We start from the raw sequence: 22,744 nt of genomic DNA on the forward strand, positions 1-22,744 counted from the left end.
GGTTATCGAAGTGTCCTGCTGCGGGAATAGACTTGAATAATTAACGGGTTGTGAGAGGTGCTTCATTGGAAGAACGTTCGACGCCGGTGCCTGCAGCCCCGGCGGATAAGGCTACCGGCCAGGGGCCCCAGACTGGCGTGGTCGCTGCCGGACGCCCGGACACGGCCGTGCCCGTCGACAACTCCGGAACCCGGCCCACCTTCCCCGGACGCCGCGAACGCACCCGCTCCCGGCTGGCGCGCCTGACCGGCCGCGGAACGCCCTCGTACTCGCCGATTCTGGAGCCGTTGCTGCGCACCGTGCGCGCCAACAACCCCAAGGACGACTTCGAACTGATCCAGCGCGCCTTCGTCGTGGCGGAACGATGCCACCGCGGACAAAAGCGCAAGAGCGGCGACCCGTACATCACGCACCCGGTGGCCGTGGCGACGATCCTGGCCGAGCTGGGATTGAGCGGGACGACGCTGGCCGCCGCCCTGCTGCACGACACCGTCGAGGACACCTCGTACACCCTGGATGATCTCAAGGGTGAGTTCGGTCCGGAGGTGGCCATGCTGGTCGACGGCGTGACCAAGCTGGACAAGGTCAGCTTCGGCGAGGCCGCCCAGTCCGAGACCGTGCGCAAGATGGTCGTGGCCATGGCCAAGGACATCCGCGTGCTCATGATCAAGCTTGCGGACCGGCTCCACAACGCCCGCACCTGGCGTTTTGTCTCGGCCGAGTCCTCGGCCCGCAAAGCCCGCGAAACCCTGGAGATCTTTGCGCCGCTGGCCCACCGGCTCGGCATGAACACGATCAAGTGGGAACTCGAGGACCTCTCCTTCGCTGCGCTGTACCCCAAGGTCTACGAGGAAATCGTGCGCATGGTGGGGGACCGCACCCCAGAGCGGGAGAAGAACCTCGCCGTCATCCGCAACCAGATCACCGAGGATCTACGCGCGGCCAAGATCAAGGCCACGATCACCGGCCGGCCCAAGCACTATTACTCGATCTACCAGAAGATGATCGTCCGCGATAAGGACTTCGACGACATCAACGACCTGATGGGTGTCCGGGTTCTCGTCGACTCGGTGCGCGACTGTTATGCAGCCCTCGGTGCCATGCACTCGCGCTGGAACCCGCTCCCGGGCCGGTTCAAGGACTACATCGCGATGCCGAAGTTCAACATGTATCAGTCGCTGCACACCACGGTGATCGGCCCGGGCGGCAAGCCGGTGGAAATCCAGATCAGGACCCACGAGATGCACCGCCGCGCCGAATACGGCGTCGCCGCGCACTGGAAGTACAAGGACCAGCCCAACCGCACGGCGGCCGGTCCGGGGAGCCCGCGCGACGGGGATATGGGCTGGCTGCGGTCGCTCGTGGACTGGCAGCAGGAAACCTCCGACCCCGGCGAGTTCCTCGATTCGCTGCGCTTCGAGATCAACGCCCGCGAAGTGTTCGTGTTCACGCCCAAGGGCGAGGTCATGGCCCTCCCGGCCGGTTCGACGCCGGTGGACTTTGCGTACGCGGTCCACACTGAAGTCGGGCACCGGACCATCGGCGCGCGCGTCAACGGCAAACTCGTGCCGCTCAACAGCGAACTCAACCACGGCGACTGGGTGGAGATCTTCACCTCCAAGGCCGAAGGCGCCGGCCCCAGCCAGGACTGGCAGCACTTCGTCAAGAGTGCCCGTGCGCGGAACAAGATCCGGCAGTGGTTCAGCAAGGAACGCCGCGAAGAGGCGATCGACCGCGGCAAGGAACTGCTCACCAAGGCAATGCGCAAGCAGAACCTTCCGCTGCAGCGCCTGATGACCCACGACGCCCTCGCCGCGATTGCCGAGGACTTCAAGTACGCGGACATCTCCGGGCTCTACGCGGGCGTGGGCGACGGCCACACCTCGGCCCAGTCCGTGATGGAGCGGCTCGTCGAGAGCCTCGGAGGGAACGAAACTCCCGAGGACGACCTCACCGAGATCTCGATCCCCACGCAGGTCACCAAGACGCGGTACTCGGACTCCGGCGTCGTGGTCCGCGGCGTCGATGACGTCTGGGTGAAATTGGCACGCTGCTGCACCCCGGTGCCGCCGGACCCGATCCTGGGCTTCGTCACACGCGGTTCCGGCGTCTCCGTGCACCGGACCGACTGCACCAACGTGTCCGGCCTGATGGACCAGCCGGACCGGATCGTCGAGGTGGAGTGGGCGCCGACCCAGTCCAGCGTCTTCCTGGTGGAAATCCAGGTGGAGGCCCTGGACCGCAAGTCCCTGCTCTCCGACGTCACCCGGATCCTCTCGGAGAACCACGTCAACATCCTGGCCGCTAGCGTGCACACTTCCACCGACCGGGTGGCGATCTCCAAGTTCGCGTTCGAGATGGGCGATCCAAAGTACCTGAGCCACGTGCTCAGTGCCGTCCGGCGCATCGACGGTGTCTTCGACGTCTATCGCACCACGGGCAACCGCCGCCGCAGCTAGCATCCCGGACCGGCTAACAATCCGGGACAGTGCCGCGGTCCTGCTCCGGCAGCAAGGCCGCGAGTTTCGCCAGGGCCGACCTCCGGTACGGCAGCCGGGGCGTGGCCTCCACCGCGCGGATGAGCAACCGCAGCCGCACGTTCAGCTCCGTCGCGGCCAGAAAGGCTCCGAGGGCGGGCACTGCCCGCTCTGCGTCCACATGCAGGGCGATGTCCACTGCCGTCCGCAGCGGACTGGAGACCATGAGCCCGCCGAGGCTGACGACGTCGAACGGCCCCAGCCGCACCTCATGGAAGGTGCAGCCGCGGGTGGCCCGGAGGCTCGAAACGCGCCGGTTGGCGTCCACGAGCAGGGCCGTCCGGTCCGGTTCCCCGGCGCAGCCGTAGATCCACGCCGCCGTCATCCGTCCCGCGACCACGCGCTGCCGGATTGGCGGCGGAATAGTGCAGGCCGCCGCCCGGGCGCGCAGCTGCGGGGTGGACGCGGCGCCGGGCGGGAGGTAGCCGCGCTGGGAGAGTTGCGTCAGCACGCCGTCGGACGCCATGGCCTGCAGCTCCGCCCATGAGAACAGCGTCCCGGGGGAGTAGAGCACCGACGGCGCACCGCCGGGCTGGCCCGGACCGGACGCCGGCTGGCCGCCAGCCGCGGGGCCGCCAGCCGCGGGGCCGCCAGCCGCGGGGCCGGCACCCGGGGAACTGGCGGCGGGGTAGCCGGGGCGCAGGGTCATTCAGCCATCGTGCCGCGTGGCCCCGGACGCGAAACAGGCCCCGTCCCGGTCATGTGGATAACCGGGAGGGGCCTGTCGCTGCTAGCTGTTCCTAGGAGAGTTCGCTGGCTGACCGCTCGAGCTGCTCCAGCCAGGCCTGGCGGGCCTCCAGGGCTTCCTGGGCTGCCTTGATCTTGCGCTCGTCGCCGGCTTTCTCGGCCTTGGCCAGATCGTCCTTCAGCCCCGCGATGGCAGACTCCAGCTGGGAGAGGGCGCTGTTGGTGCGGGCCTTCGTTTCCGGATTCGACCGCTTCCAGTTCTCGTCCTCGGCGTGGCGGACGGCGTCCTCCACCTTCCGCAGGCCGGCTTCGATCCGGCCCATGTCCGCGCGGGGAACCTTGCCGGCTTCCTCCCAGCGGTCACGGATGGACTGCAGCGCCTTCTTGGCCGCGGCGAGGTCCTTGATCGGGAGGAGTTCGTTGGCCTCCACCAGCAGGGCTTCCTTCACCTTGAGGTTCGCCCCGTACTCCTGGTCGATCTCCTCGTTGGCGGCCTGGCGATTGGTGAAGAAGACGTCCTGCGCCGCGCGGAAACGTGCCCACAGGGCGTCGTCGTCCTTGCGGCTGGCGCGCGGCGAGGCCTTCCACTGATCCATCAGGCGGCGGTATTCGCCGGCAGCGAAGCCCCAGTCGGTCGAGGAGGACAGCGCTTCGGCCTCGGTGATCAGCTTCTCCTTGGCCGCCTTGGCCGCGGAGTTGTTGCTGTCCAGCTGCGAGAAGTACGCGCGGCGGTGGCGGTCGAAGACGGTGCGGGCGGCGCGGAACCGCTTCCACAGCGCGTCCTCGTTGCTGCGGCCAAGCCGGACGCCGCTCTTCTGGGCGGTCTTCCAGCTCTCGAAGAGTTCGTTCATCCGGGCGCTGGAGGTCTTCCACTGGATCTGCGCGGGATCGTGCCCGGCGATTTCCTCGGCCTCGGCCACGATCGCTTCGCGGGCTGCGAGCTCGGCGGCGCGGACGGCGTCGTGCTCCGCCTTCCCGGCCTTTTCGAGTTCGGTGATCTGGCCCGACAGCGTGTCCAGGCGACCCTCCGCGGCACGGAGGTCGCCCACCATGTTGCGCTCGGCCAGCAGCTCGCGCAGGTGCGTGACTGTCTTCTGCATGTCAGTCGCGGGAGCCTTGGAGGCAACCCGCTGCTCGAGCAGGACGATCTGGGCCACGACGTCGTCGTACTTGCGGGCGAAGTAGCCGAGGGCCTCATCATCGCTGACGCCGGGGTACTGGCCGACCGGGTGTTCCTCGCCATCGATGGTCAGGAACACGTGGCCGTCGCCCTCGACGCGGCCCCAGCGTGCTGCCTCGGCAAGCGATGTGGCACTCGAGGAGGGGGTGGCTGCGGGCGCGGCCAGCGATGGCGTTGCCTTCGGGCGTGCGGCAAAGGCGGCGGGTGACGGGGCCGGACGGGGCGCGGGAGCCGGGGCCGGGCGGGAATCCGCTGCGGATTCTGCGGCGGGTGCGGCCTCGGGCTGGACTGCTTCCTCGGCCTCGGGCTGCACGTCCGCCTCTGCGGATGCGGCGTCGGCCTCCGTTGCCGCGGGCTCCGGGGCTCCCGTCTCCTGTACTTCCGGCGTGGCCGGGTTGGCGCCGCCGGGCTCGTTGGCCGTCTCGGTCACCGTAACCTCGGCTTCGGTCTCGTTGGCAGCTGCTGCCACTGTTTCGTCGGATTTCTGACTGTCTGTCACCGCTAGAAGTCTTTCGCTTGGAGGGAAATACCGGCACCGCGGCCGCGAGGGCCCCGGCTGGTTACTTCAGAGAGAACGAGTCTATCGTGACTGGTTCCACAGGTGCGCCGTCCGTGGCGCTGGCGCCGGGTTTGACGCCGGCAGCCGCAATCTTCTTGACCACGTCCAGCCCGGACGTGACCTTGCCGACCACCGTGTAACCGCCGGCGGCGTCGGCGGGGATCACGGTGTCCTTGTAAACGATGAAGAACTGGGTTCCATTGCCGTACGCGTTGCCGCCGGTCCGTGCCACGGCGATCGTGCCGGCCGGGTACTTGTTGTCGGCAGGGGTGTTTTCCAGCGGACCCCAGGTGTACGCGGGGTCGCCGCTTCCGTCCCCGGACTTGGAACCGCACTGCAGCACGCCGAAGGACGCGGCGGTGGTAAGCCGGTGGCAGCTGAGGCCCTTGTAGAAGTTTTTGTCCGCGAGGGACTTGAACACGGCGGCCGCCTGCGGAGCCTTGCTGCCGTCCAACGTGATCCCCAGGCTGCCGCGGTTGAGGGCCAGGGTGCCGGTGAAGGTCTTGCCGGACGCGGTCTCCGGCTTCGGAATGTTCGCGCCGTTGCTCGCGGCGGGGGACGGGGTGGCGGAGGCCGACGGGCTCTGCAGCCCGGCTTCCGCGGCCTTGAACTCGTCCTCGCTGGGATTGCTGGAAAACACCGTCAGCTGCAGCACGACGGCGAGGACGAGGGCGGCGGCGCCGCCGGCGGTCGCGAGGACATTGTCGCGTTTCCGGCGTTTGTCCTGCTCCCGGCGCAGCTCGCGCTTCGCCTCCATCTGCTGGACGCGCCGCTTGGCTTCGCGGGCGCTCCGTGAACTGGCCGCCAAAAGTCCTCCTGGTTGTAGGGCCGCACCCCGGGCCGCGCCGTCGGCGCCGATCCGGGTGCAACACGCAAGCTTCCGGCAGTACTGCCGGCGGCAACCGTTTCAGAGCCGCGCATTAGAGATGCGCGCGCCGAAAGCATAAACTGACTGCCGCACACAGTTTATGCACGACTGGCCGGTCAGCGCGCGACGCCGCGGCCGTTGCAGCCGCCGTCGTTATCAGAGGAGAAAATTCCACCATGGCACGCACCGCCTCCCTGTCCGGATTCCCCGAGTGGCTTCCCGAGGAGCGGCTGGTGGAACTGCATGTGCTGGACACCCTGCGGCGGACCTTTGAGCTGCACGGCTTCTCCTCCATTGAGACGCGCGCCGTGGAGACGGTGGGACAGCTGCTCCGCAAGGGCGAAATCGACAAAGAGGTCTATGGCCTCAGCCGGCTGCAGGACGACGAGGGGGCCGGCGGCGCTGCGAGCGACCCAGCCGCGTCCCACAAGGCCGATCCGCACGCCCTGGCCCTGCACTACGACCTCACCGTGCCGTTCGCGCGCTACGTGGTGGAGAACGCCGGTTACCTGGCGTTCCCGTTCCGGCGCTACCAGATCCAGAAAGTCTGGCGCGGTGAGCGTCCGCAGGAGGGCCGCGCCCGCGAGTTCACCCAGGCGGACATCGACATCGTCGGCGACGGCGAGCTGCCGTTCCGCTACGACGTCGAAATCGCGCTCGTGATCGCTGAGGCGCTGGGTGCCCTGCCGATCCCGGACTTCCTGCTCCGGGTCAACAACCGCAAACTGGCCGAGGGCTTCTACAATGGCATCGGCCTGACCGACACGGCAGGGGTCCTGCGCAGCATCGACAAGCTCGAGAAGATCGGCGCGGCCAAGGTCGCTGAGCTGCTCCAGACCGAGCTCGGCGCCACCGAGGAGCAGGCGCAGGCAGCGCTCAAGCTGGCCGGGATCCGCACCGGGGACACCTCGTTCGTGCAGCAGGTCCGGGCGCTCGGCGTGAGCAACGAGCTGCTCGAGGAAGGCCTCAACGAGCTGGAGCAGGTCATAGCCGCCGCCGTCCAGCGCGCGCCGGGCAAGGTGGTCGCGGACCTCAGCATCGCCCGCGGCCTGGACTACTACACCGGCACCGTGGTGGAAACCGTCCTGGTGGGCCACGAGCAGCTCGGTTCGATCTGCTCCGGCGGCCGGTACGACGCGCTGGCGAGCAAGGGCAACCGGAAGTTCCCCGGCGTCGGACTGTCGATCGGCGTGACCCGGCTGGTGTCGCGCATGCTCAGCCAGGAGCTGGCCAAGGCGTCCCGGGCCGTGCCCACCGCCGTTCTGGTGGCGCTGACCAACGACGAGAGCTGGGGCGCGGCGCAGGACGTCGCGGCGCAGCTGCGCGCCCGCGGGATCGCCACGGAGGTCGCGGCAAAGGCAGAGAAGTTCGGCAAGCAAATCAAGTTCGCGGACCGCCGCGGCATCCCGTTCGTCTGGTTCACCGACGACGACGGCAAGCACCAGGTCAAGGACATCCGTACCGGCGAGCAGGGCGACGCCGATCCGGCCAGCTGGGCGCCGGCCGAGGAGGACCTGCACGTCCGCGTGACCAGGGCCTAAGCCCTTCCGCGGCGCGCACCGTTTCAGCGTCCGCTGCGCCTTCGGTGCGCCAGCACCAGGAACCGTCCGGCGACGCCCACAGCCAGCACCGCCGCCATGCCCAGCACCGAGGCGGGCGGCAGTGTCACGGCCAGGACCAGGCAGCCGGCGAATCCGAGGGCATTGAGCCAGCGCGGGGCGAGGCGGCGGGGGCCCGTGAGGGTGAACGCGGCGGCATTCGTCACGGCGTAGTAGATCAGCACACCGAAACTGGAGAAGCCCACCACCGTCAGCACGTTCGTGGTCAGCAACAGCACGATCACGGCCGCGGCGACGGTCAGCTCGGCCACGACCGGAACAGTGTGCGCCCCGCCGACCCGGGCCAGCGGGGCGGGCAGGTCCCGTTCCCGCGCCATCGCCATGGTGGTCCGGCCCACGCCGGTGATCAGCGCCAGCAGGGCGCCGAGGCACGCGGCGGCGGCCCCGGCCTGTACGAAGGGGGCGCCGGCGCGCAGCGACGAGTTGGTCACGGCGTCGAGCAGCGGGGCGGATGAGCCGGCCAGTTGGTCCGCCGGCAGGTGCCACTGCAGCAGGGCCGCGAGTCCGAGGTAGATCAGGAAGGCCGCGGCGAGGGTGGCGAGGATGGCCCGCGGGATGGTGGTGGCTGGATCCTTGACCTCTTCGCCCAGGGTGGCGATCCGTGCGTACCCGGCGAAGGCGAAGAACATCAGCCCCGCCGCAGGCAACACGCCCCACGCCCCGCCGGTGGCACCGGGCTGTAGCGCCTGGAGTGGTATTGCCCCGAACGGTCCGCCCAGTGCCGCGCCGGCGCCTTCCGGGTGCGGGCCGATAACCGAGGCCACGGAAACGAACGCGAGCGTGGCCAGCACGACGGCGAGCAGGATCTTGGTCAGCAGCGCCGTACGGGTGATGCCCAGCAGGTTTACGCCGGTCAGCACGACGACGGCGGCAACCGCCACCGGCGTAGCGAAGCCGGGCGCCAAGTAATGCCCGAAAGTTAGAGCCATGGCCGCGCAGGAAGCCGTCTTGCCGGTCACGAAACCCCACCCGGCGATGAAGCCGGGCCATTCGCCCAGCTGCCGGCGGCCGTACACGTAGGTGCCGCCGCTGGACGGATATCTGGCGGCCAGCTGTGCCGACGCCACCGCGTTGCAGTAGGCCACCAGGCCGGCCAGGGCCACTGCGACGGTGAGCAGCGGCCCGGCGAGGGCTGCGGCGGGGGAGAAGACCACGAACACGCCGGCGCCCAGCATTGAGCCGAGACCGATCGCGGTGGAATCGACGACGCCGAGTCGGCGCTTCAGCTGCCCCGGCACGGGCGGATGGCTAGCCATGGCGGGTGGGGCCTTTCCAACGGGTAAACTCGAACGGGATCGTTCCCGTAGCGGTCCCATTTAACACCACCCTGTTTTCCTTCTGAAAGGCGAGCTGTGCTGCGCACACACGACCTCGGATCCCTTCGCTCCGAGCACATTGGACAAACCGTAACCCTCGCCGGCTGGGTCGGCCGGCGTCGTGACCACGGTGGTGTCGCATTCGTGGACCTGCGCGACGCTTCGGGCGTCGCCCAGGTGGTCGTCCGCGAAGAAGAGGTCTTCCACGGCCTCCGCAACGAGTTCGTGCTGCAGGTAATCGGCACCGTCGCCAAGCGTCCCGAGGGCAACGAGAACCCGGCGCTGGCCACCGGCGAGATCGAGGTCATGGCCGAGAAGGTCACCATCCTCAACACCTCCGACCCGCTGCCGTTCCAGATCGACGAGCACGTTGAGGTGGGCGAGGAAGCCCGCCTCAAGCACCGCTACCTGGACCTGCGCCGCCCGGGCCCGGCCCGCAACCTTCGCCTGCGCTCCGAAGCCAACCGGGTGGCCCGCGAACTGCTGCACCAGGACGGCTACGTCGAGATCGAGACGCCCACGCTGACCCGCTCGACGCCGGAAGGCGCCCGCGACTTCGTCGTCCCCGCCCGCCTCGCACCGGGTTCCTGGTATGCGCTGCCGCAGTCGCCGCAGCTCTTCAAGCAGCTCTTGCAGGTCGGCGGCTTCGAGAAGTACTACCAGATCGCCCGCTGCTACCGCGACGAGGACTTCCGCGCCGACCGCCAGCCGGAGTTCACCCAGCTCGACATCGAAGCCAGCTTCGTGGAGCAGGATGACATCATCGGCCTCGGCGAGAGCATCGTGAAGGCGCTGTGGAAGCTGATCGACGTCGAGATCCCCACCCCGATCCAGCGCATCACCTACAACGATGCGATGGCCCGCTACGGCTCGGACAAGCCGGACCTGCGCTTCGGCCTGGAGCTGACCGAGCTCACCGAGTTCTTCAAGGACACGAACTTCGGCGTCTTCAAGGCGCCCTATGTTGGTGCCGTCGTGATGCCGGGCGGCGCCTCGCAGGCCCGCCGGGCCCTGGATGCCTGGCAGGAATGGGCCAAGCAGCGCGGCGCCAAGGGCCTCGCCTACGTGCTCTTCAAGGAAGACGGCGAGCTTGCCGGTCCGGTGGCCAAGAACCTGACCGAGGCCGAACGCGCCGGCCTCGCCGACGCCGTCGGCGCCAAGCCCGGCGACTGCATCTTCTTCGCCGCCGGTGAGAAGACCCCGTCCCGTGCGCTGCTCGGCGCCGCCCGGGTCGAGATCGGCCACCGCACCGGCCTGATCAACCCGAGCGACTGGGCGTTCTGCTGGGTGGTCGACGCGCCGATGTTCGAACCGGCGGCAGCGGCCGTCGCGTCCGGCGACGTCGCCGTCGGCGGCGGCAAGTGGACGGCCGTGCACCACGCATTCACCTCGCCCAAACCGGAATTCATGGACAGCTTCGACACGGACCCGGAAACCGCGCTGGCCTACGCCTACGACATTGTCTGCAACGGCAACGAAATCGGCGGCGGCTCCATCCGTATCCACCAGGGCGACATCCAGGAGCGGGTCTTTAAGGTCATGGGCCTCTCGCACGAGGACGCCCAGGAGAAGTTCGGCTTCCTGCTTGAGGGCTTCAAGTTCGGCGCGCCCCCGCACGGCGGCATCGCGTTCGGCTGGGACCGCGTGGTCTCGCTGCTCGCCGGCGTGGACTCCATCCGCGACGTCATTGCCTTCCCGAAGTCCGGCGGCGGCTACGACCCGCTGACCCAGGCGCCCGCGCCCATCACGGCGCAGCAGCGCAAGGAGGCCGGCGTCGACTTCAAGCCGGAAGCCAAGAAGGACGAGGGCTCAAAGTAGCCTGACCCGATCAGCAGCAGAGGCTCCCCGGGCAACCGGGGGGCCTTTGCCGTTCAAACCGGCGGTCATTTCTTTTGCGGAGGTCACGAACATGGAAGCAGTGCCCGGCCTTGAGGCCCTGATGGACGCCGCGTGGCCAGCCGCCGACCGAGAAGAGTGCGGCGGCTGGGAGCTTCGGGCTGCCTCGGGCGTGACGCAGCGGGCCAACTCGGTGTGGCCCCGCCAGCCGGGAGCTGACCCGAACGCGCAGCTCGCCGCGCTCCGGGACGCCCGGCTCTGGTACCGGGCCCGCCGCCAGCCGCTGATCTTCCAGGTCTTCGACGACCCGCGCTCCGCGCCGCTCAACGCCCTCCTCGATACCGAAGGTTTCACCCGCCAGTCGGAAACTCTCGTCCTGGTCCGGGCCGGAGGTAGGCCGGCTCCGGGTTCGGCCCGCGGCGTCGAGCTCTCCACGGAACCCTCCGGCGAGTGGCTGCAGCTGTGGTGGAGCGTCGACGGCCGCGGCGACGAGACGGCCCTGGACGTGGCCCGCGGCATCCTGACCGGTTGTCCCTCGCTCTACGCCCTCGTGCGGGACGCCGATGGCGCCCCCGCCGCCGTCGGACGCCTTGCCCTGCCCGTCGCGGAACCTGGCAGCCCCGGGTGGGGTGGTCTCTACTGCATGGCGACCCGTCCCGACGCGCGCCGGCGGGGTTACGCCGCCAGGGTGCTGCACGCCTTGCTGGGTGAGGGAACGCGCCGGGACCTTGCCGGCTACTGGCTGCTCGTCACGGCGGCCAACACCGGGGCCCAGGAACTCTACGCCCGCGCCGGCTTCGAGGAGTCCGGCCGGTATCTGTACCGGCAGGAGCGCCCCAAGCGACACCTGACCGGCTGCTGACCGCGGATCCCTTGGGCCGTTTCGACGGTTCCCTGCGCACAAGGTGTTTCGCAGCGTCGAACGGGCACGGAACCGTCGAAATGGCCGGGTCGGGAGAGCCTGCGCCCTACGCCGGCGGGTCTGTGACCATGATCCGCACCGCACACGCGTCGGCCGCGGCCTTCTTCAGCACGGCCGCCCGCGGGTCCGGGACGTCCAGGAACGGCAGCCGGACCAGCGCCGCATAGCGCTTGAGCACGGGTTCGGTGAGTACCTGCTCGGCCAGGGTGCGGTCCCCGCCCGGGGCGAGGTATTCGACGCTGTGGTCCGCGAAAATCCGGGCGGCATGCTCGGCCACGGCCTCCACCAGGGCGTCGGCCTGGTTGGCGCGGCGCCGGGCGAAGCGCTGCTGGGACCATCCGCCGGCCGCGGTGCGGGACTGCACATGCCGGGTCCCGGTTTTGGCGGCGAGCACCCGGCCCTCGGACACCACCGCCACCGAGTAGCCGCCGCGCCGCACCAGCACCAGGCCGAGCCGGCGAGGCTGCGAGGCCAGCGACGCCAGCCGGGCCACGGGATCGTTCCCGCGGCCGGGCCGTCCGCCGTCGGGCCAGGGCGGGAGCAGCAGGGCGGTGGCGCCGTCGGCCGCGAGCAGCCGCAGGCCGGCATCGTCGTGCTCCTCCCGCAACTCCCCGTGGCTGGCGCGGAACCGCTCCACCCAGCCGGGCAGCCTTCCGCCGGAGACGAACGCCACACGGGTGTCGGGGCTGGCCATGGCGCGGATCTCCGTTGTGAGGGTGCAGGGGCGGCCGCCGTGTCGGGGCGGGCAGGAACTAGAAGTAGCCTATCTATGTGGATGATCTCTTTGGCTCAGGGCAGGACAACGCGTCGGCGACCAACGACGTCGACGCCGAAGAGTCCGGAGGTGCCAGCTCCCCGAGCGGCACAACAGCCCGCTCCACTCCGCGCAGCCCGCTGGCCGTCCGGATGCGGCCGCGCAGCCTCGACGACGTTGTGGGCCAGCAACACCTCCTGGGCCAGGGATCGCCGCTGCGCCAGCTGGCGGCCGGCAGCGACGCCACCGGACCGGCCGGACCGAGCTCGCTGATCCTCTGGGGCCCGCCCGGCACCGGCAAGACCACGCTGGCACACGTCATTGCCAAGGGCCCGGGCCGGAAGTTCGTCGAGCTCTCCGCCATCACCGCCGGCGTGAAGGACGTCCGCCGGGTCATGGATGAGGCCCTCACCGCGCGGGACCTGTACAAGACCACCACCGTGCTCTTCCTCGACGAGATCCACCGCTTCAACAAGGCCCAGCAGGATGCGCTGCTGCCCGGCGTCGAAAACCGCTGGGTGGTCCTGGTCGCGGCCACCACGGAAAATCCCTCGTTCTCCGTGGTGTCGCCGCTGCTGTCCCGCTCGCTGCTGCTGACGCTTAAACCGCTGACCGACGCCGACGTCGAAGGACTCCTGCGCCGGGCCGCCACGGACGCGCGGGGCCTGAACGGCAAGGTGGAACTGGACGAGGAAGCACTCGCGCACCTGGTCCGGCTCTCCGGCGGGGACGCGCGCCGGGCGCTCACGGCGCTGGAGGCCGCCGCCGGCGTCGCCTTCGGGGACGCGGACGACACTGACGGGATCGCCGGGGCGGGCGGAGATGCACCCGTCAGGATCGAGCTCAAGCACACCGAACGTGCCCTCGACGTCGCATCGGTGCGCTACGACCGCGCCGGCGACCAGCACTACGACGTCGCCAGCGCGTTCATCAAGTCCATCCGCGGATCCGACGTCGACGCAGCGCTGCACTACCTGGCCCGGATGCTTGAGGCAGGGGAGGATCCCCGCTTCGTGGCCCGCCGGATCGTCATCTCCGCGGCCGAGGACGTCGGCATGGCCGACCCCACCGCGCTGCAGACCGCGGTGGCGGCGGCCCAGGCGGTGCAGCTGATCGGCATGCCCGAGGGGCGCATCATCCTGGCCGAGGCCGTGGTCCACCTTGCCACCGCACCGAAATCCAACGCCGCGTACATGGGCATCAACCAGGCGATCGCCGACGTCCGTGCCGGCCTCGGCAACGGCATCCCGGCGCACCTGCGCGACGCCCACTATCCCGGATCCAAGCAGCTGGGGCACGGCAAGGGCTACAAGTACGCGCACGACGCGCCGCATGCGGTGGCCACCCAGCAGTACCCGCCGGACGACCTCGTTGGCCGGAACTACTACGAACCCACCGGCAACGGCGCCGAACGCGACATCTCCACCCGGCTGGAACGGCTGCGGAAGATCATCCGGGGCAAGTGAACCTCTGGTAGGATTGATCGTTGTCTGGCAAGGCACGGACGCACAATCCACCAGTTCTCGGCAGTTCCTGCTGATTTGATGGGTTCGCCCTGTGCCCAGTAGCAAAAGGCAGCGGTTGGCCGATGCTCTCCATCGTGGAGGCCAGTAACACTGACACACCGCAGATATTGGAAGGACACAAGTGGCTAACAACACTCGTGCTCGCCGTACCGCACGCCTCTCGCGTGCACTCGGCATCGCTCTGACCCCCAAGGCCGCCAAGTACATGGAGCGCCGCCCGTACGGCCCCGGTGAGCATGGCCGTGCCCGCAAGAAGCAGGACTCCGACTACGCCGTACGTCTGCGCGAAAAGCAGCGCCTGCGCGCCCAGTACGGCATCCGCGAAGCCCAGATGACCCGTGCCTTCGAAGAAGCACGCCGCACCAAGGGCCTGACCGGTGAAAACCTGATCGAACTGCTCGAAATGCGTCTCGACGCCCTCGTGCTGCGTGCCGGCTTCGCCCGCACCATCGCCCAGGCCCGCCAGCTGGTTGTGCACCGCCACATCCTGGTTGACGGCATCCGCGTTGACCGCCCGTCTTTCCGCGTCGGTGAGGGCCAGCTGGTCCACGTCCACAGCCGCAGCGAGACCATGCCTCCGTTCCAGGTGGCAGCAGCCGGCGCGCACCGCGACGTGCTGCCGATGGTTCCGGCCTACCTGGACGTCAAGCTTGACGCCCTGCAGGCACGCCTGGTCCGTCGCCCGAAGCGCTCCGAGATCCCCGTGACCTGCGAAGAGCAGCTCGTCGTGGAATTCTACGCACGCTAGATCCAACGCGACACCTTACAAAGAAGCCCGTGGCAAGCGCCGCGGGCTTCTTTGTATGTAAGGTACTTGGGGGAGTTCTCCGCTTGCCATGCCCGGCCAGTGGAGGACCACGCAGGAATCCACGTAGTTTCAAGGAGATGAACGTCTATGTCTGGTGGCGATATTGCCGGCCTGATCGCGGCCGGAGTGTTTGCACTGCTGGTCCTGCTGCTCGCCGTACCGATCCTCAAGCTCGGTGGTGTGTTCGACGAGGTCCGCAGCACCATCCGCTCGATCAGCGACGGCGCCACCCCGCTCATGGATGAGGTCACCGCCACCGTCTCCACCACCAACCAGCAGCTGAAGAAGGTCGACGGGATCGCCTCCAACGTCTCAGACGCCTCCGCCAACATCTCGGCGCTGTCCTCGCTGGTCGCCGCGACCGTCGGCTCGCCGCTGATCAAGGTTGCCGCCTTCAGCTACGGTGTGCGGTCCGCCTTCTCAGCCCGCAAGAAGCCCGCCACCGGCCGCCGTAGCCGCTGACCAAACCGATCACGCTGACAGGATCTGACATGAACAGAATCATCTGGATGGGCATCGGCGTCGCGATCGGTGTCATCGCTTTCCGCAAGCTCACCGAGGCGCAGTCGACCCTTGGCCCCGAAGGCCTGAACCGTGCCGTCGGCCGGCTCGCCGACGGCGTGTACGACTTCGCCGACGCCGTCCGCGTCGGGATGCTCGAGCGGGAAACCGAACTCCGCACCGCCCTCGGGGTGGACGCCAGCGCAGACGGCGCCGTCACCGGCCGGGATGCGCTCCGGCGCTAGCCGGGGGAGAATGGGAAACAACGGCGCCCCGCGGGGCGCCTGCCGGAACCAGGCCGGCGCATCAAAGAATTTTCCGAAGGCTGGCAGCACGGCGCACCGCGCCCACATGCTGGCACACACCGCTGGCAGAAACCGGTGGCAGGCAACCAGCCCGGAACCAACTACGCAGTGCATATTGAAGGGTAAGTAACCAGGTTATGAAGTCGCAGGAGATCACCAAGCGCTGGATCGACTTTTTTGTCAGCAAGGGCCACACCGCCGTGCCCTCCGCCTCCCTGGTCTCCAGCGACCCCTCCCTGCTGTTCACCGTGGCCGGCATGGTCCCCTTCATCCCCTACCTCACCGCGCGTGAGGAAGCCCCCTACTCCCGCGCCACCAGCGTGCAGAAGTGCATCCGCACCGGCGACATCGAAGAAGTCGGCAAGACCGCGCGGCACGGCACGTTCTTCCAGATGTGCGGCAACTTCTCCTTCGGCGACTACTTCAAGGAAGACGCCATCAAGTTCGCCTGGGAACTGCTCACCACGAGCGTCGACGACGGCGGCTACGGCCTGCCGCCCGAGCGCCTCTGGGTCACCGTCTACGAAGAGGACGACGAGGCCAAGGAACTCTGGCTCAAGAACACCGGCGTCCCGGCCGAGCGGATCCAGCGGATGGGCAAGGCGGACAACTACTGGTCCACCGGCCAGCCCGGCCCGGCCGGCCCCTGCTCCGAGATCTACTACGACCGCGGCCCGGCCTACGGCATCGAGGGCGGCCCGCTGGCCGACGAGACCCGGTACATCGAAATCTGGAACCTCGTCTTCATGCAGTACCAGATCGACAACGTCCGCTCCAAGGTGGACTTCGACATCACCGGCGAACTGCCGAAGAAGAACATCGACACCGGCCTCGGCATGGAACGCCTCGCAATGATCCTGCAGGGCGTCGAGAACATGTACGAGACGGATCAGGTCCGTCCGGTGATCGACAAGGCCGCCGCGCTCTCCGGCAAGGAATACACCTCCGCGGAAACCCCGGCGGACCCCCACCACACGGACGACGTCAGGATGCGCGTGGTGGCAGACCACATCCGCTCTGCCTTGATGCTGATCGCCGACGGCGTTACCCCCTCCAACGAGGGCCGCGGCTACGTGCTGCGCCGCCTGATCCGCCGGGCGGTGCGCTCGATGCGGCTCCTCGGCGTCGAAAAGGCCTGCCTGCCCGAGCTGCTGCCCGCCTCCCGCGACGCCATGAAGGGTGTCTACCCGATCGTGGAGACCGACTTCGACCGGATCAGCCGGATCGCCTACGCCGAGGAGAAGGCGTTCCTGCGCACCATCGCCTCCGGCACCGCGCGGCTCGAGGACGCCGTGAAGGAATCCAAGGCCGCCGGCCAGCCGCTCTCCGGCGCCGACGCCTTCGCGCTGCACGACACCTACGGCTTCCCGATCGACCTCACCCTTGAAATGGCCGAGGAAGCCGGGCTCAAGGTCGACGAGCCGGAGTTCCGCAAACTCATGCTGGAACAGCGTCAGCGCGCCCAGGCGGACGCCAAGGGCAAGAAGGGCGCCCACGCGGACCTCAGCGCCTTCCAGGAGCTGCTGGCCGCGGGGGAGACCGTCTTCACCGGCTACACCGAGCTTGCCGGTGAATCCAAGGTGCGCGGCATCCTGGCCGGCGGCCGGAAGGTCTCGCAGGCCTCCACCGGCGAGGAAATCGAACTGGTCCTGGCCGAGACCCCGTTCTACGCCGAAGCCGGCGGCCAGGCCGCCGACACCGGGCTGATCACCGGAGACGGCTTCGTCGTCGAGGTCCTTGACGTGCAGCGGCCCATCAAGGGCCTGAGCGTGCACAAGGCAATCGTCCGCGAGGGCGAAATCGGAGCCGACTCACTGGTCCAGGCCGCCGTGGACCGGGAACGCCGCCACGCCGCCGAGCAGGCGCACACCGGTACGCACATCGTGCACGCGGCCCTGCACCAGATCCTCGGGCCGGAGGCTACGCAGCGCGGTTCGTTCAACAAGGCCGGCTACCTCCGCTTCGACTTCGCCTGGGGTGAGGGCCTCAGCGCCGCCACCCGCTCCGAGATCGAAGAAGTGTCCAACATCGCCATCCGGAACAACTTCCAGGTGCAGACCAAGGTCATGGGCCTGGCCGAAGCGAAGGCCCTCGGCGCTATGGCGCTGTTCGGCGAGAACTACGGCAACGAGGTCCGCGTCGTGGAGATCGACGGCGCCTGGTCCCGTGAGCTTTGTGGCGGAACGCACGTGTCCAACACCTCGCTGATCGGCAGCCTGTCGCTGCTCGGCGAACAGTCCGTTGGTTCGGGAAACCGCCGCGTGGAGGCCTTCGTCGGCATGGACGCGTTCCGGCACCTCGCTGCTGAACGCGCCCTGGTCACCGAACTCACCGAGATGCTCAAGGTTCCTTCCGGCCTGCTCACCGAGCGGATCGCCAGCACCCTGAACAAGCTGAAGACGGCGGAAAAGGAACTCGAGCGGCTCCGCAAGGAACAGCTCACGGCTGCCGCAGCGCAGTTGGTCGGCACCGCCAAGGACGCCGCCGGCGTCAAGGTGATCGCCCACGATGCCGGCCTGGTCAGCGGAGCCGACGACCTTCGCGGCCTCGCCCTTGACCTCCGGACCCGGCTGGGCTCCGAGCCGGCCGCCGTCGCGGTCGCCGGTGTCAGCAACGACCGCCCGGTCATTCTGATCGCCACCAACGAGGCTGCCCGGTCCGCCGGCGTCAAGGCCGGTGCGCTGGTCCGCCTCGCCGCCGGTATCCTCGGCGGCGGCGGCGGCGGCAAGGACGACGTTGCACAGGGCGGCGGCACCGACGCTACCAAGGTCGGCGCGGCCCTCTCCGCCGTCGTGGACGCCATTACCAGGCGCTAACCCAGGACCTTGGATGACTGAATCGGCCGTGCCCGGCGCCTACCCCCAGGGCGTGAAACTCGGGGTAGACGTCGGCACCGTCAGGGTGGGCGTCGCGGTGTGCGACCGCGACGGCATCCTGGCCACGCCCCTGCGTACGCTGGCCCGCAATGCCAAGAAGAACACCGACGTCCGGATCCTCGCGGATCTTGCCGTGGAGCTCGGAGCGGTGGAAATTTTTGTGGGCCTGCCGCGCACCATGAAAGGTGAGGAGCACGCTTCCGCCCGAATGGCCACCGAATATGCAAAGCTACTGGTCAGTAAACTATTGGAGGCCGGATCCGGCGTGCCGGTGAGGTTGGTTGACGAACGGCTGAGCACCGTGTCAGCCCACCGCGACCTGCACCAAGCTGGCATGAGCAGCAGGGACCACCGTAAAGTAGTTGATCAGGTCGCGGCCGCAGGTATCCTGCAGCATGCGATCGATATGCAAAAGGCCAGGGGAACGGATGTAGGAAACCGCGTCAGCGCGGACCTCCCTCCGGGGCCACCCGGTGACGGCGCTCAGGCCGTCCCGGCAGTACACACGCATTCTGCACAACGCATTCTGCCCAAAATGGAAGGCTACAGTGAGCCCGGTCAACAATGACGACTCCTCTGGTGTTGCCAAGAGCGGCGCCGGCCGACCGCTGACGCGCAAAGAGATCAGGGCCCAGGAGAAGTTCCTGGCCACCCAGGGTCACGACGTCATCCCGCCGCAGGCCTTCGAGACGGGGCCGGAAGCTCCGGCCGTGCCGCCAGCCGACGCTTCGGCCACGGCTGATGCACCCCGTGAACCCTCCGCAGACGCCCCGGAACCCCCGGAGGCTGCGCCGACCGTGCACGAACCCGTGAACGAGAGCCCCGCAGCGCGCGTGCACGAGGAGCCCGAACACGCGGATCCCGCACACGCAGTACCCATACACGCAGAACCTGTGCGCGCGGAGCCGGTGCTTGAACAGCCCGGGCACGCCACACCCCAGCCGGAACAGCCTGTGCACGAGGACCCCGCGCAGGGGGAGCCGGTCCACGGCTACTCCGGTCACGATGAACCGCACCATGATCAACCGCAGCACGAGGAACCCGCGCTCGAGGAGCCGGTCCACGAGTACGCCGGCGGGATGTCCCGCGAGGAGACCCTGCGCCGGGCCGACGCGCTGCAGTACGGCCACGGCCTTCACGACGGGGCGGATTTCCACCAGGCCTACGCGGACCAGCCCGACGATGAGGCCCACCATGTCTACGACGACGAGCCCGGCCACGATCTGATGGCCGGCGCCGCCAGCATTCCCACCGCCAAGGGCCCCTCCAAGAAGGTCCGCCGGCGCCGCCGCTTCCTCGCCCTCGTCCTGACGTTGGCCGTGTTCGTGGTCGCAATCGTGGTCGGCGCGCAGGTCATCAAACCCCTGCTCGGCGGCGACAAGGTCGCCGACTACCCGGGCCCGGGAACCGGCTCGGTGACGATTACCGTTCCGCCGGGTGCCGGACCCCGGTCCGTGGCGGCGGAGATGGAATCCAAGAAGGTCATTGCGAACGCCGATTCCTTCGTCAAGCAGTTCGCCGCCTCGGGCGGCGCCCTGAGCCCGGGGACATTCACGATGCGCAACGAAATGAACAACTCCGATGCCGTGGCCGTCCTGTTGAACAAGGGCCAGGAAAAGGTCATGTACGTTGCCCTGAGCGCCGGTTTGAGGATCAGCGAATCGCTGCAGGCCATATCCGAGGGCACCGGAATCCCGGTGGCGGAGCTCAAGGCACTCAGCGACTCCCCGAAGCAGTTCGGTGTGCCGTCCAAGGCCAAGAACCTCGAAGGGTTCCTGTTCCCGGGCGAGTACCGCTTCCCGCTGGGCACGTCCGGGAAGGACGTACTGCAGAAACTGGTCGGCAGCACGCTGGAGGAACTCAAGTCACAGGGCGTGACCGATCCGGCCAAGCAGTACGACGCCATCACGGTCGCGAGCATCGTGCAGGCCGAAGGTGGCCAGGCGGAATACGGAGACGTCGCCGGCGCGATCTACAACCGGCTCAAGCCCAACAACACCGAGACGAACGGCCTGATCCAGTCCGACGCCACGGTGACCTACGGGCTGGGCATCCGGAGCTTCCACATCGACGAGGACCAGAAGGCCGACAAGTCGAACAAATACAACACGTACGCCAACGCCGGCCTGCCGGCGGGCCCGATCGGTTCGCCAGGCAAGCGGGCTATCGACGCGGCCGCCAAGCCGAAGAAGAACGACTACCTCTACTGGGTCACCATCAACCTGGACACCAAGGAGACGAAGTTCTCCAAGACCCTGGCCGAGCACAACGGCTACGTGGCCAAGTACAACGCCTGGTGCGAGGCCAATCCCGGACGTTGCGTGTGACGCTGCGGGCCGCCGTCCTCGGGCATCCCATCAGCCACTCAAAGTCGCCGGCCCTGCATCGCGCCGCCTACGCCAAGATCGGCGTGGAAGTGGCCTATGACGCCGTCGACGTCACCGAGGAGGCCCTCCCGGCCTTCATGGCGGGCGTACGCGGGGACGAAGGCTGGCGCGGGCTGTCGGTGACCATGCCGCTCAAGGCCGCGATGGCCGCCGAGGTGGACGAGGTCCGCGGCGTCGCCCGGCAGTTGGGCGTCATCAACACCGTGGCCTTTGAGCGGCCGGGCGCTGCCGCCGGTGCGCCGGTCCGCCTGGTGGGGTACAACACCGACGTCGCCGGGATCGTCAACGCCGTCCGCTACGCCGGCGTGGCCGCTGAGCCGTCCGCCGTCATCCTCGGCGGCGGCGGAACCGCCGCGGCCGCCATTGCCGCGCTGAAGGAGCTCGGCGCCCCGGATGCTGCCGTTTACGTCCGGGACGTCGGCCGCGCCGTCGAAGCCCGGGCAGCGGCCGCCGCCGTCGGACTTCCGCTGCAGGTGCTGCCGCTGACGGCTGCAGCGCCCGCGGTCGCAGCAGCGGACATCGTGATCTCCACCCTGCCGCCCCGCGCCGCTGACGGCCTCGCGGAGGAACTCGCCGCAGCATTGGGCGCGAAGGGCGGCACAGTCGCCGGGGTGCTCCTCGACGTGGCCTACGACCCGTGGCCGAGCCGGATCGCCGCGGCCTGGGCGGCCGCGGGCGGTCGGGTGGTCCCCGGCCTGGAAATGCTGCTCTACCAGGCGGTGGAGCAGGTCCGCCATTTCACCGGCCTCCAAGGACCCGTGCCGGCGGAGGTCATAGATGTGATGTGTGACGCAGTCGGGGTACCCCGGCGGGTGTTCTAAGTGCCTTGCATGGCAGGATGGATTTTATGTTGCGTTGGTTGACTGCCGGAGAATCCCATGGTCCGGCCCTGGTCGGAATTATCGAAGGCGTCCCCGCAGGTGTTGAACTCACCAGCGACCGGATCGTCGAAGCGCTGGCCCGCCGGCGCCTCGGTTACGGCCGCGGCGCCCGGATGAAGTTCGAACAGGACGCGGTGACGGTCCTGGGCGGTGTGCGCCATGGCCTGACCCAGGGCGGCCCCGTCGCGATCCAGGTCGGCAACACCGAGTGGCCCAAATGGGAGCAGATCATGTCTGCGGACCCGGTGGACCCCGAGGCCCTCGCGGACCAGGCCCGCAACGCACCGCTGACCCGGCCTCGGCCGGGCCACGCCGACTTCACCGGCATGCAGAAGTACGGCTTTGACGAGGCCCGCCCGGTCCTGGAGCGCGCCAGCGCCCGGGAGACCGCCACCCGCGTGGCCCTGGGCGCCGTCGCTTCCGCGTTCCTCAATCAGCTCGGCATCGAACTCGTCTCCCACACGGTGTCCATTGCCAGCGTTTCCGTCCCGGAGGGCCGGCCGCTGCCGCTGCCGGACAACGTGCTGGCCCTCGACGCCGACCCGCTGCGCTGTTTCGACCGCGAGACCTCGGACGCCATGGTCGCGGAGGTGGACATGGCGCACAAGGAAGGCGAAACCCTCGGCGGCGTCGTCGAAGTCCTCGCCTACGGCCTGCCCCCCGGATTGGGCAGCTACGTCCACTGGGACCGGCGCCTCGACTCGCGCCTCGCTGCCGCCCTAATGGGCATCCAGGCAATCAAGGGCGTGGAGGTCGGCGACGGCTTCCTCACCGCTGCGCGTCGCGGCTCGGCTGCCCATGATGAAATCGTCAAGGACGCCGACGGCAGGATCATCCGCACGTCCAACCGGGCCGGCGGCATCGAAGGTGGCATGAGCATCGGCGACGTGCTCCGCGTCCGCGCCGCCATGAAGCCGATCGCGACGGTGCCGCGCGCGCTCAAGACTGTCGACATCAGCACCGGCGAGGCCGCCAAGGCACACCACCAGCGCTCGGACGTCTGTGCGGTCCCGGCCGCCGGCGTGGTGGCGGAGGCCATGGTGGCGCTGGTCCTCGCCGAAGCGGTCACGGAAAAGTTCGGCGGCGACTCCGTGCAGGAGACCGCCCGCAACATCAAGGGTTACCTGGACAACATTCCGGCGTCCCTGGACTCGATCGGGCACTAGTGCCGGGTCGTCACGC

At 68.7% G+C, this 22,744-nt stretch carries 18 protein-coding genes; 13 read left to right on the top strand and 5 right to left on the bottom strand.

The window, feature by feature from the left end; translation table 11 throughout:
• The first annotated feature begins 65 nt into the window (after positions 1–65).
• On the top strand, positions 66–2,459 hold the full coding sequence (locus tag AC1DBL_RS05835; RefSeq protein ID WP_441417695.1) for a RelA/SpoT family protein: 2,394 nt from the start codon (positions 66–68) through the stop codon (positions 2,457–2,459).
• A 13-nt stretch (positions 2,460–2,472) separates the two neighbouring features.
• On the opposite strand, the gene AC1DBL_RS05840 is transcribed toward AC1DBL_RS05835, so the two are convergent.
• The 3 genes from AC1DBL_RS05840 to AC1DBL_RS05850 form a co-directional block, all read right to left on the bottom strand.
• Positions 2,473–3,186 carry a hypothetical protein gene (locus AC1DBL_RS05840; RefSeq protein WP_476925662.1) on the bottom strand — a complete coding sequence of 238 codons (714 nt, stop codon included), beginning with the start codon at positions 3,184–3,186 and terminating at the stop codon, positions 2,473–2,475.
• A 91-nt stretch (positions 3,187–3,277) separates the two neighbouring features.
• The gene (locus AC1DBL_RS05845) at positions 3,278–4,903 is read right to left on the bottom strand and encodes a DUF349 domain-containing protein (RefSeq protein ID WP_476925663.1); all 1,626 of its coding nucleotides are present in this window, start codon (positions 4,901–4,903) and stop codon (positions 3,278–3,280) included.
• Positions 4,904–4,964: 61 nt separating this feature from the next.
• On the bottom strand, positions 4,965–5,771 hold the full coding sequence (locus AC1DBL_RS05850; protein ID WP_476925664.1) for a peptidylprolyl isomerase: 807 nt from the start codon (positions 5,769–5,771) through the stop codon (positions 4,965–4,967).
• Positions 5,772–6,007: 236 nt separating this feature from the next.
• Between AC1DBL_RS05850 and hisS the strand changes: the two genes are divergently transcribed.
• The gene (gene hisS / locus AC1DBL_RS05855; RefSeq protein WP_476925665.1) at positions 6,008–7,372 is read left to right on the top strand and encodes a histidine--tRNA ligase; all 1,365 of its coding nucleotides are present in this window, start codon (positions 6,008–6,010) and stop codon (positions 7,370–7,372) included.
• A gap of 23 nt (positions 7,373–7,395) precedes the next feature.
• Here the strand turns inward: hisS and AC1DBL_RS05860 are convergent, their stop codons facing one another.
• Positions 7,396–8,706: an APC family permease gene (locus AC1DBL_RS05860; protein WP_476925666.1), complete on the bottom strand. Its 1,311-nt coding sequence runs from the start codon at positions 8,704–8,706 to the stop codon at positions 7,396–7,398.
• A 96-nt stretch (positions 8,707–8,802) separates the two neighbouring features.
• On the opposite strand from AC1DBL_RS05860, the gene aspS reads away from it, so the two are divergent.
• Both aspS and AC1DBL_RS05870 read left to right on the top strand, forming a co-directional pair.
• Positions 8,803–10,584: an aspartate--tRNA ligase gene (gene aspS, locus AC1DBL_RS05865; RefSeq protein WP_476908784.1), complete on the top strand. Its 1,782-nt coding sequence runs from the start codon at positions 8,803–8,805 to the stop codon at positions 10,582–10,584.
• Positions 10,585–10,675: 91 nt separating this feature from the next.
• Positions 10,676–11,464: a GNAT family N-acetyltransferase gene (locus AC1DBL_RS05870; RefSeq protein WP_476925667.1), complete on the top strand. Its 789-nt coding sequence runs from the start codon at positions 10,676–10,678 to the stop codon at positions 11,462–11,464.
• Positions 11,465–11,570: 106 nt separating this feature from the next.
• On the opposite strand, the gene AC1DBL_RS05875 is transcribed toward AC1DBL_RS05870, so the two are convergent.
• Positions 11,571–12,218 (bottom strand): acVLRF1 family peptidyl-tRNA hydrolase, encoded by a 648-nt coding sequence (locus AC1DBL_RS05875; protein WP_476925668.1) that lies wholly within the window; start codon positions 12,216–12,218, stop codon positions 11,571–11,573.
• A 212-nt stretch (positions 12,219–12,430) separates the two neighbouring features.
• Here AC1DBL_RS05875 and AC1DBL_RS05880 point away from each other — a divergent pair, with 212 nt between their 5' ends.
• From AC1DBL_RS05880 to aroC, 9 genes are all read left to right on the top strand, one after another.
• On the top strand, positions 12,431–13,744 hold the full coding sequence (locus tag AC1DBL_RS05880) for a replication-associated recombination protein A (RefSeq protein ID WP_441417879.1): 1,314 nt from the start codon (positions 12,431–12,433) through the stop codon (positions 13,742–13,744).
• A 181-nt stretch (positions 13,745–13,925) separates the two neighbouring features.
• Entirely contained in the window at positions 13,926–14,552 is a 627-nt protein-coding gene (rpsD, locus tag AC1DBL_RS05885; protein ID WP_091251848.1) for a 30S ribosomal protein S4, read from the top strand.
• A 147-nt stretch (positions 14,553–14,699) separates the two neighbouring features.
• Positions 14,700–15,074 carry a DUF948 domain-containing protein gene (locus tag AC1DBL_RS05890; RefSeq protein WP_175321020.1) on the top strand — a complete coding sequence of 125 codons (375 nt, stop codon included), beginning with the start codon at positions 14,700–14,702 and terminating at the stop codon, positions 15,072–15,074.
• A 29-nt stretch (positions 15,075–15,103) separates the two neighbouring features.
• Positions 15,104–15,358 carry a DUF6167 family protein gene (locus AC1DBL_RS05895; RefSeq protein ID WP_441417704.1) on the top strand — a complete coding sequence of 85 codons (255 nt, stop codon included), beginning with the start codon at positions 15,104–15,106 and terminating at the stop codon, positions 15,356–15,358.
• A 197-nt stretch (positions 15,359–15,555) separates the two neighbouring features.
• Complete coding sequence (gene alaS / locus AC1DBL_RS05900) at positions 15,556–18,234, top strand: alanine--tRNA ligase (RefSeq protein WP_476925669.1); 2,679 nt, start codon at positions 15,556–15,558, stop codon at positions 18,232–18,234.
• Positions 18,235–18,247: 13 nt separating this feature from the next.
• Positions 18,248–18,862 (top strand): Holliday junction resolvase RuvX, encoded by a 615-nt coding sequence (gene ruvX, locus AC1DBL_RS05905; protein WP_441417706.1) that lies wholly within the window; start codon positions 18,248–18,250, stop codon positions 18,860–18,862.
• Positions 18,843–20,621, top strand: a complete 1,779-nt coding sequence (gene mltG / locus AC1DBL_RS05910; protein WP_476925670.1) for an endolytic transglycosylase MltG — start codon at positions 18,843–18,845, stop codon at positions 20,619–20,621. Before ruvX ends, mltG begins: the two co-directional genes overlap by 20 nt.
• Positions 20,618–21,502: a shikimate dehydrogenase gene (locus AC1DBL_RS05915; RefSeq protein ID WP_441417880.1), complete on the top strand. Its 885-nt coding sequence runs from the start codon at positions 20,618–20,620 to the stop codon at positions 21,500–21,502. Before mltG ends, AC1DBL_RS05915 begins: the two co-directional genes overlap by 4 nt.
• Before the next feature lie 26 nt (positions 21,503–21,528).
• Complete coding sequence (gene aroC / locus AC1DBL_RS05920; RefSeq protein ID WP_441417708.1) at positions 21,529–22,728, top strand: chorismate synthase; 1,200 nt, start codon at positions 21,529–21,531, stop codon at positions 22,726–22,728.
• Positions 22,729–22,744 lie beyond the last annotated feature (16 nt).

The sequence above is a fragment of the Arthrobacter sp. 10T44 genome, from assembly GCF_056393885.1.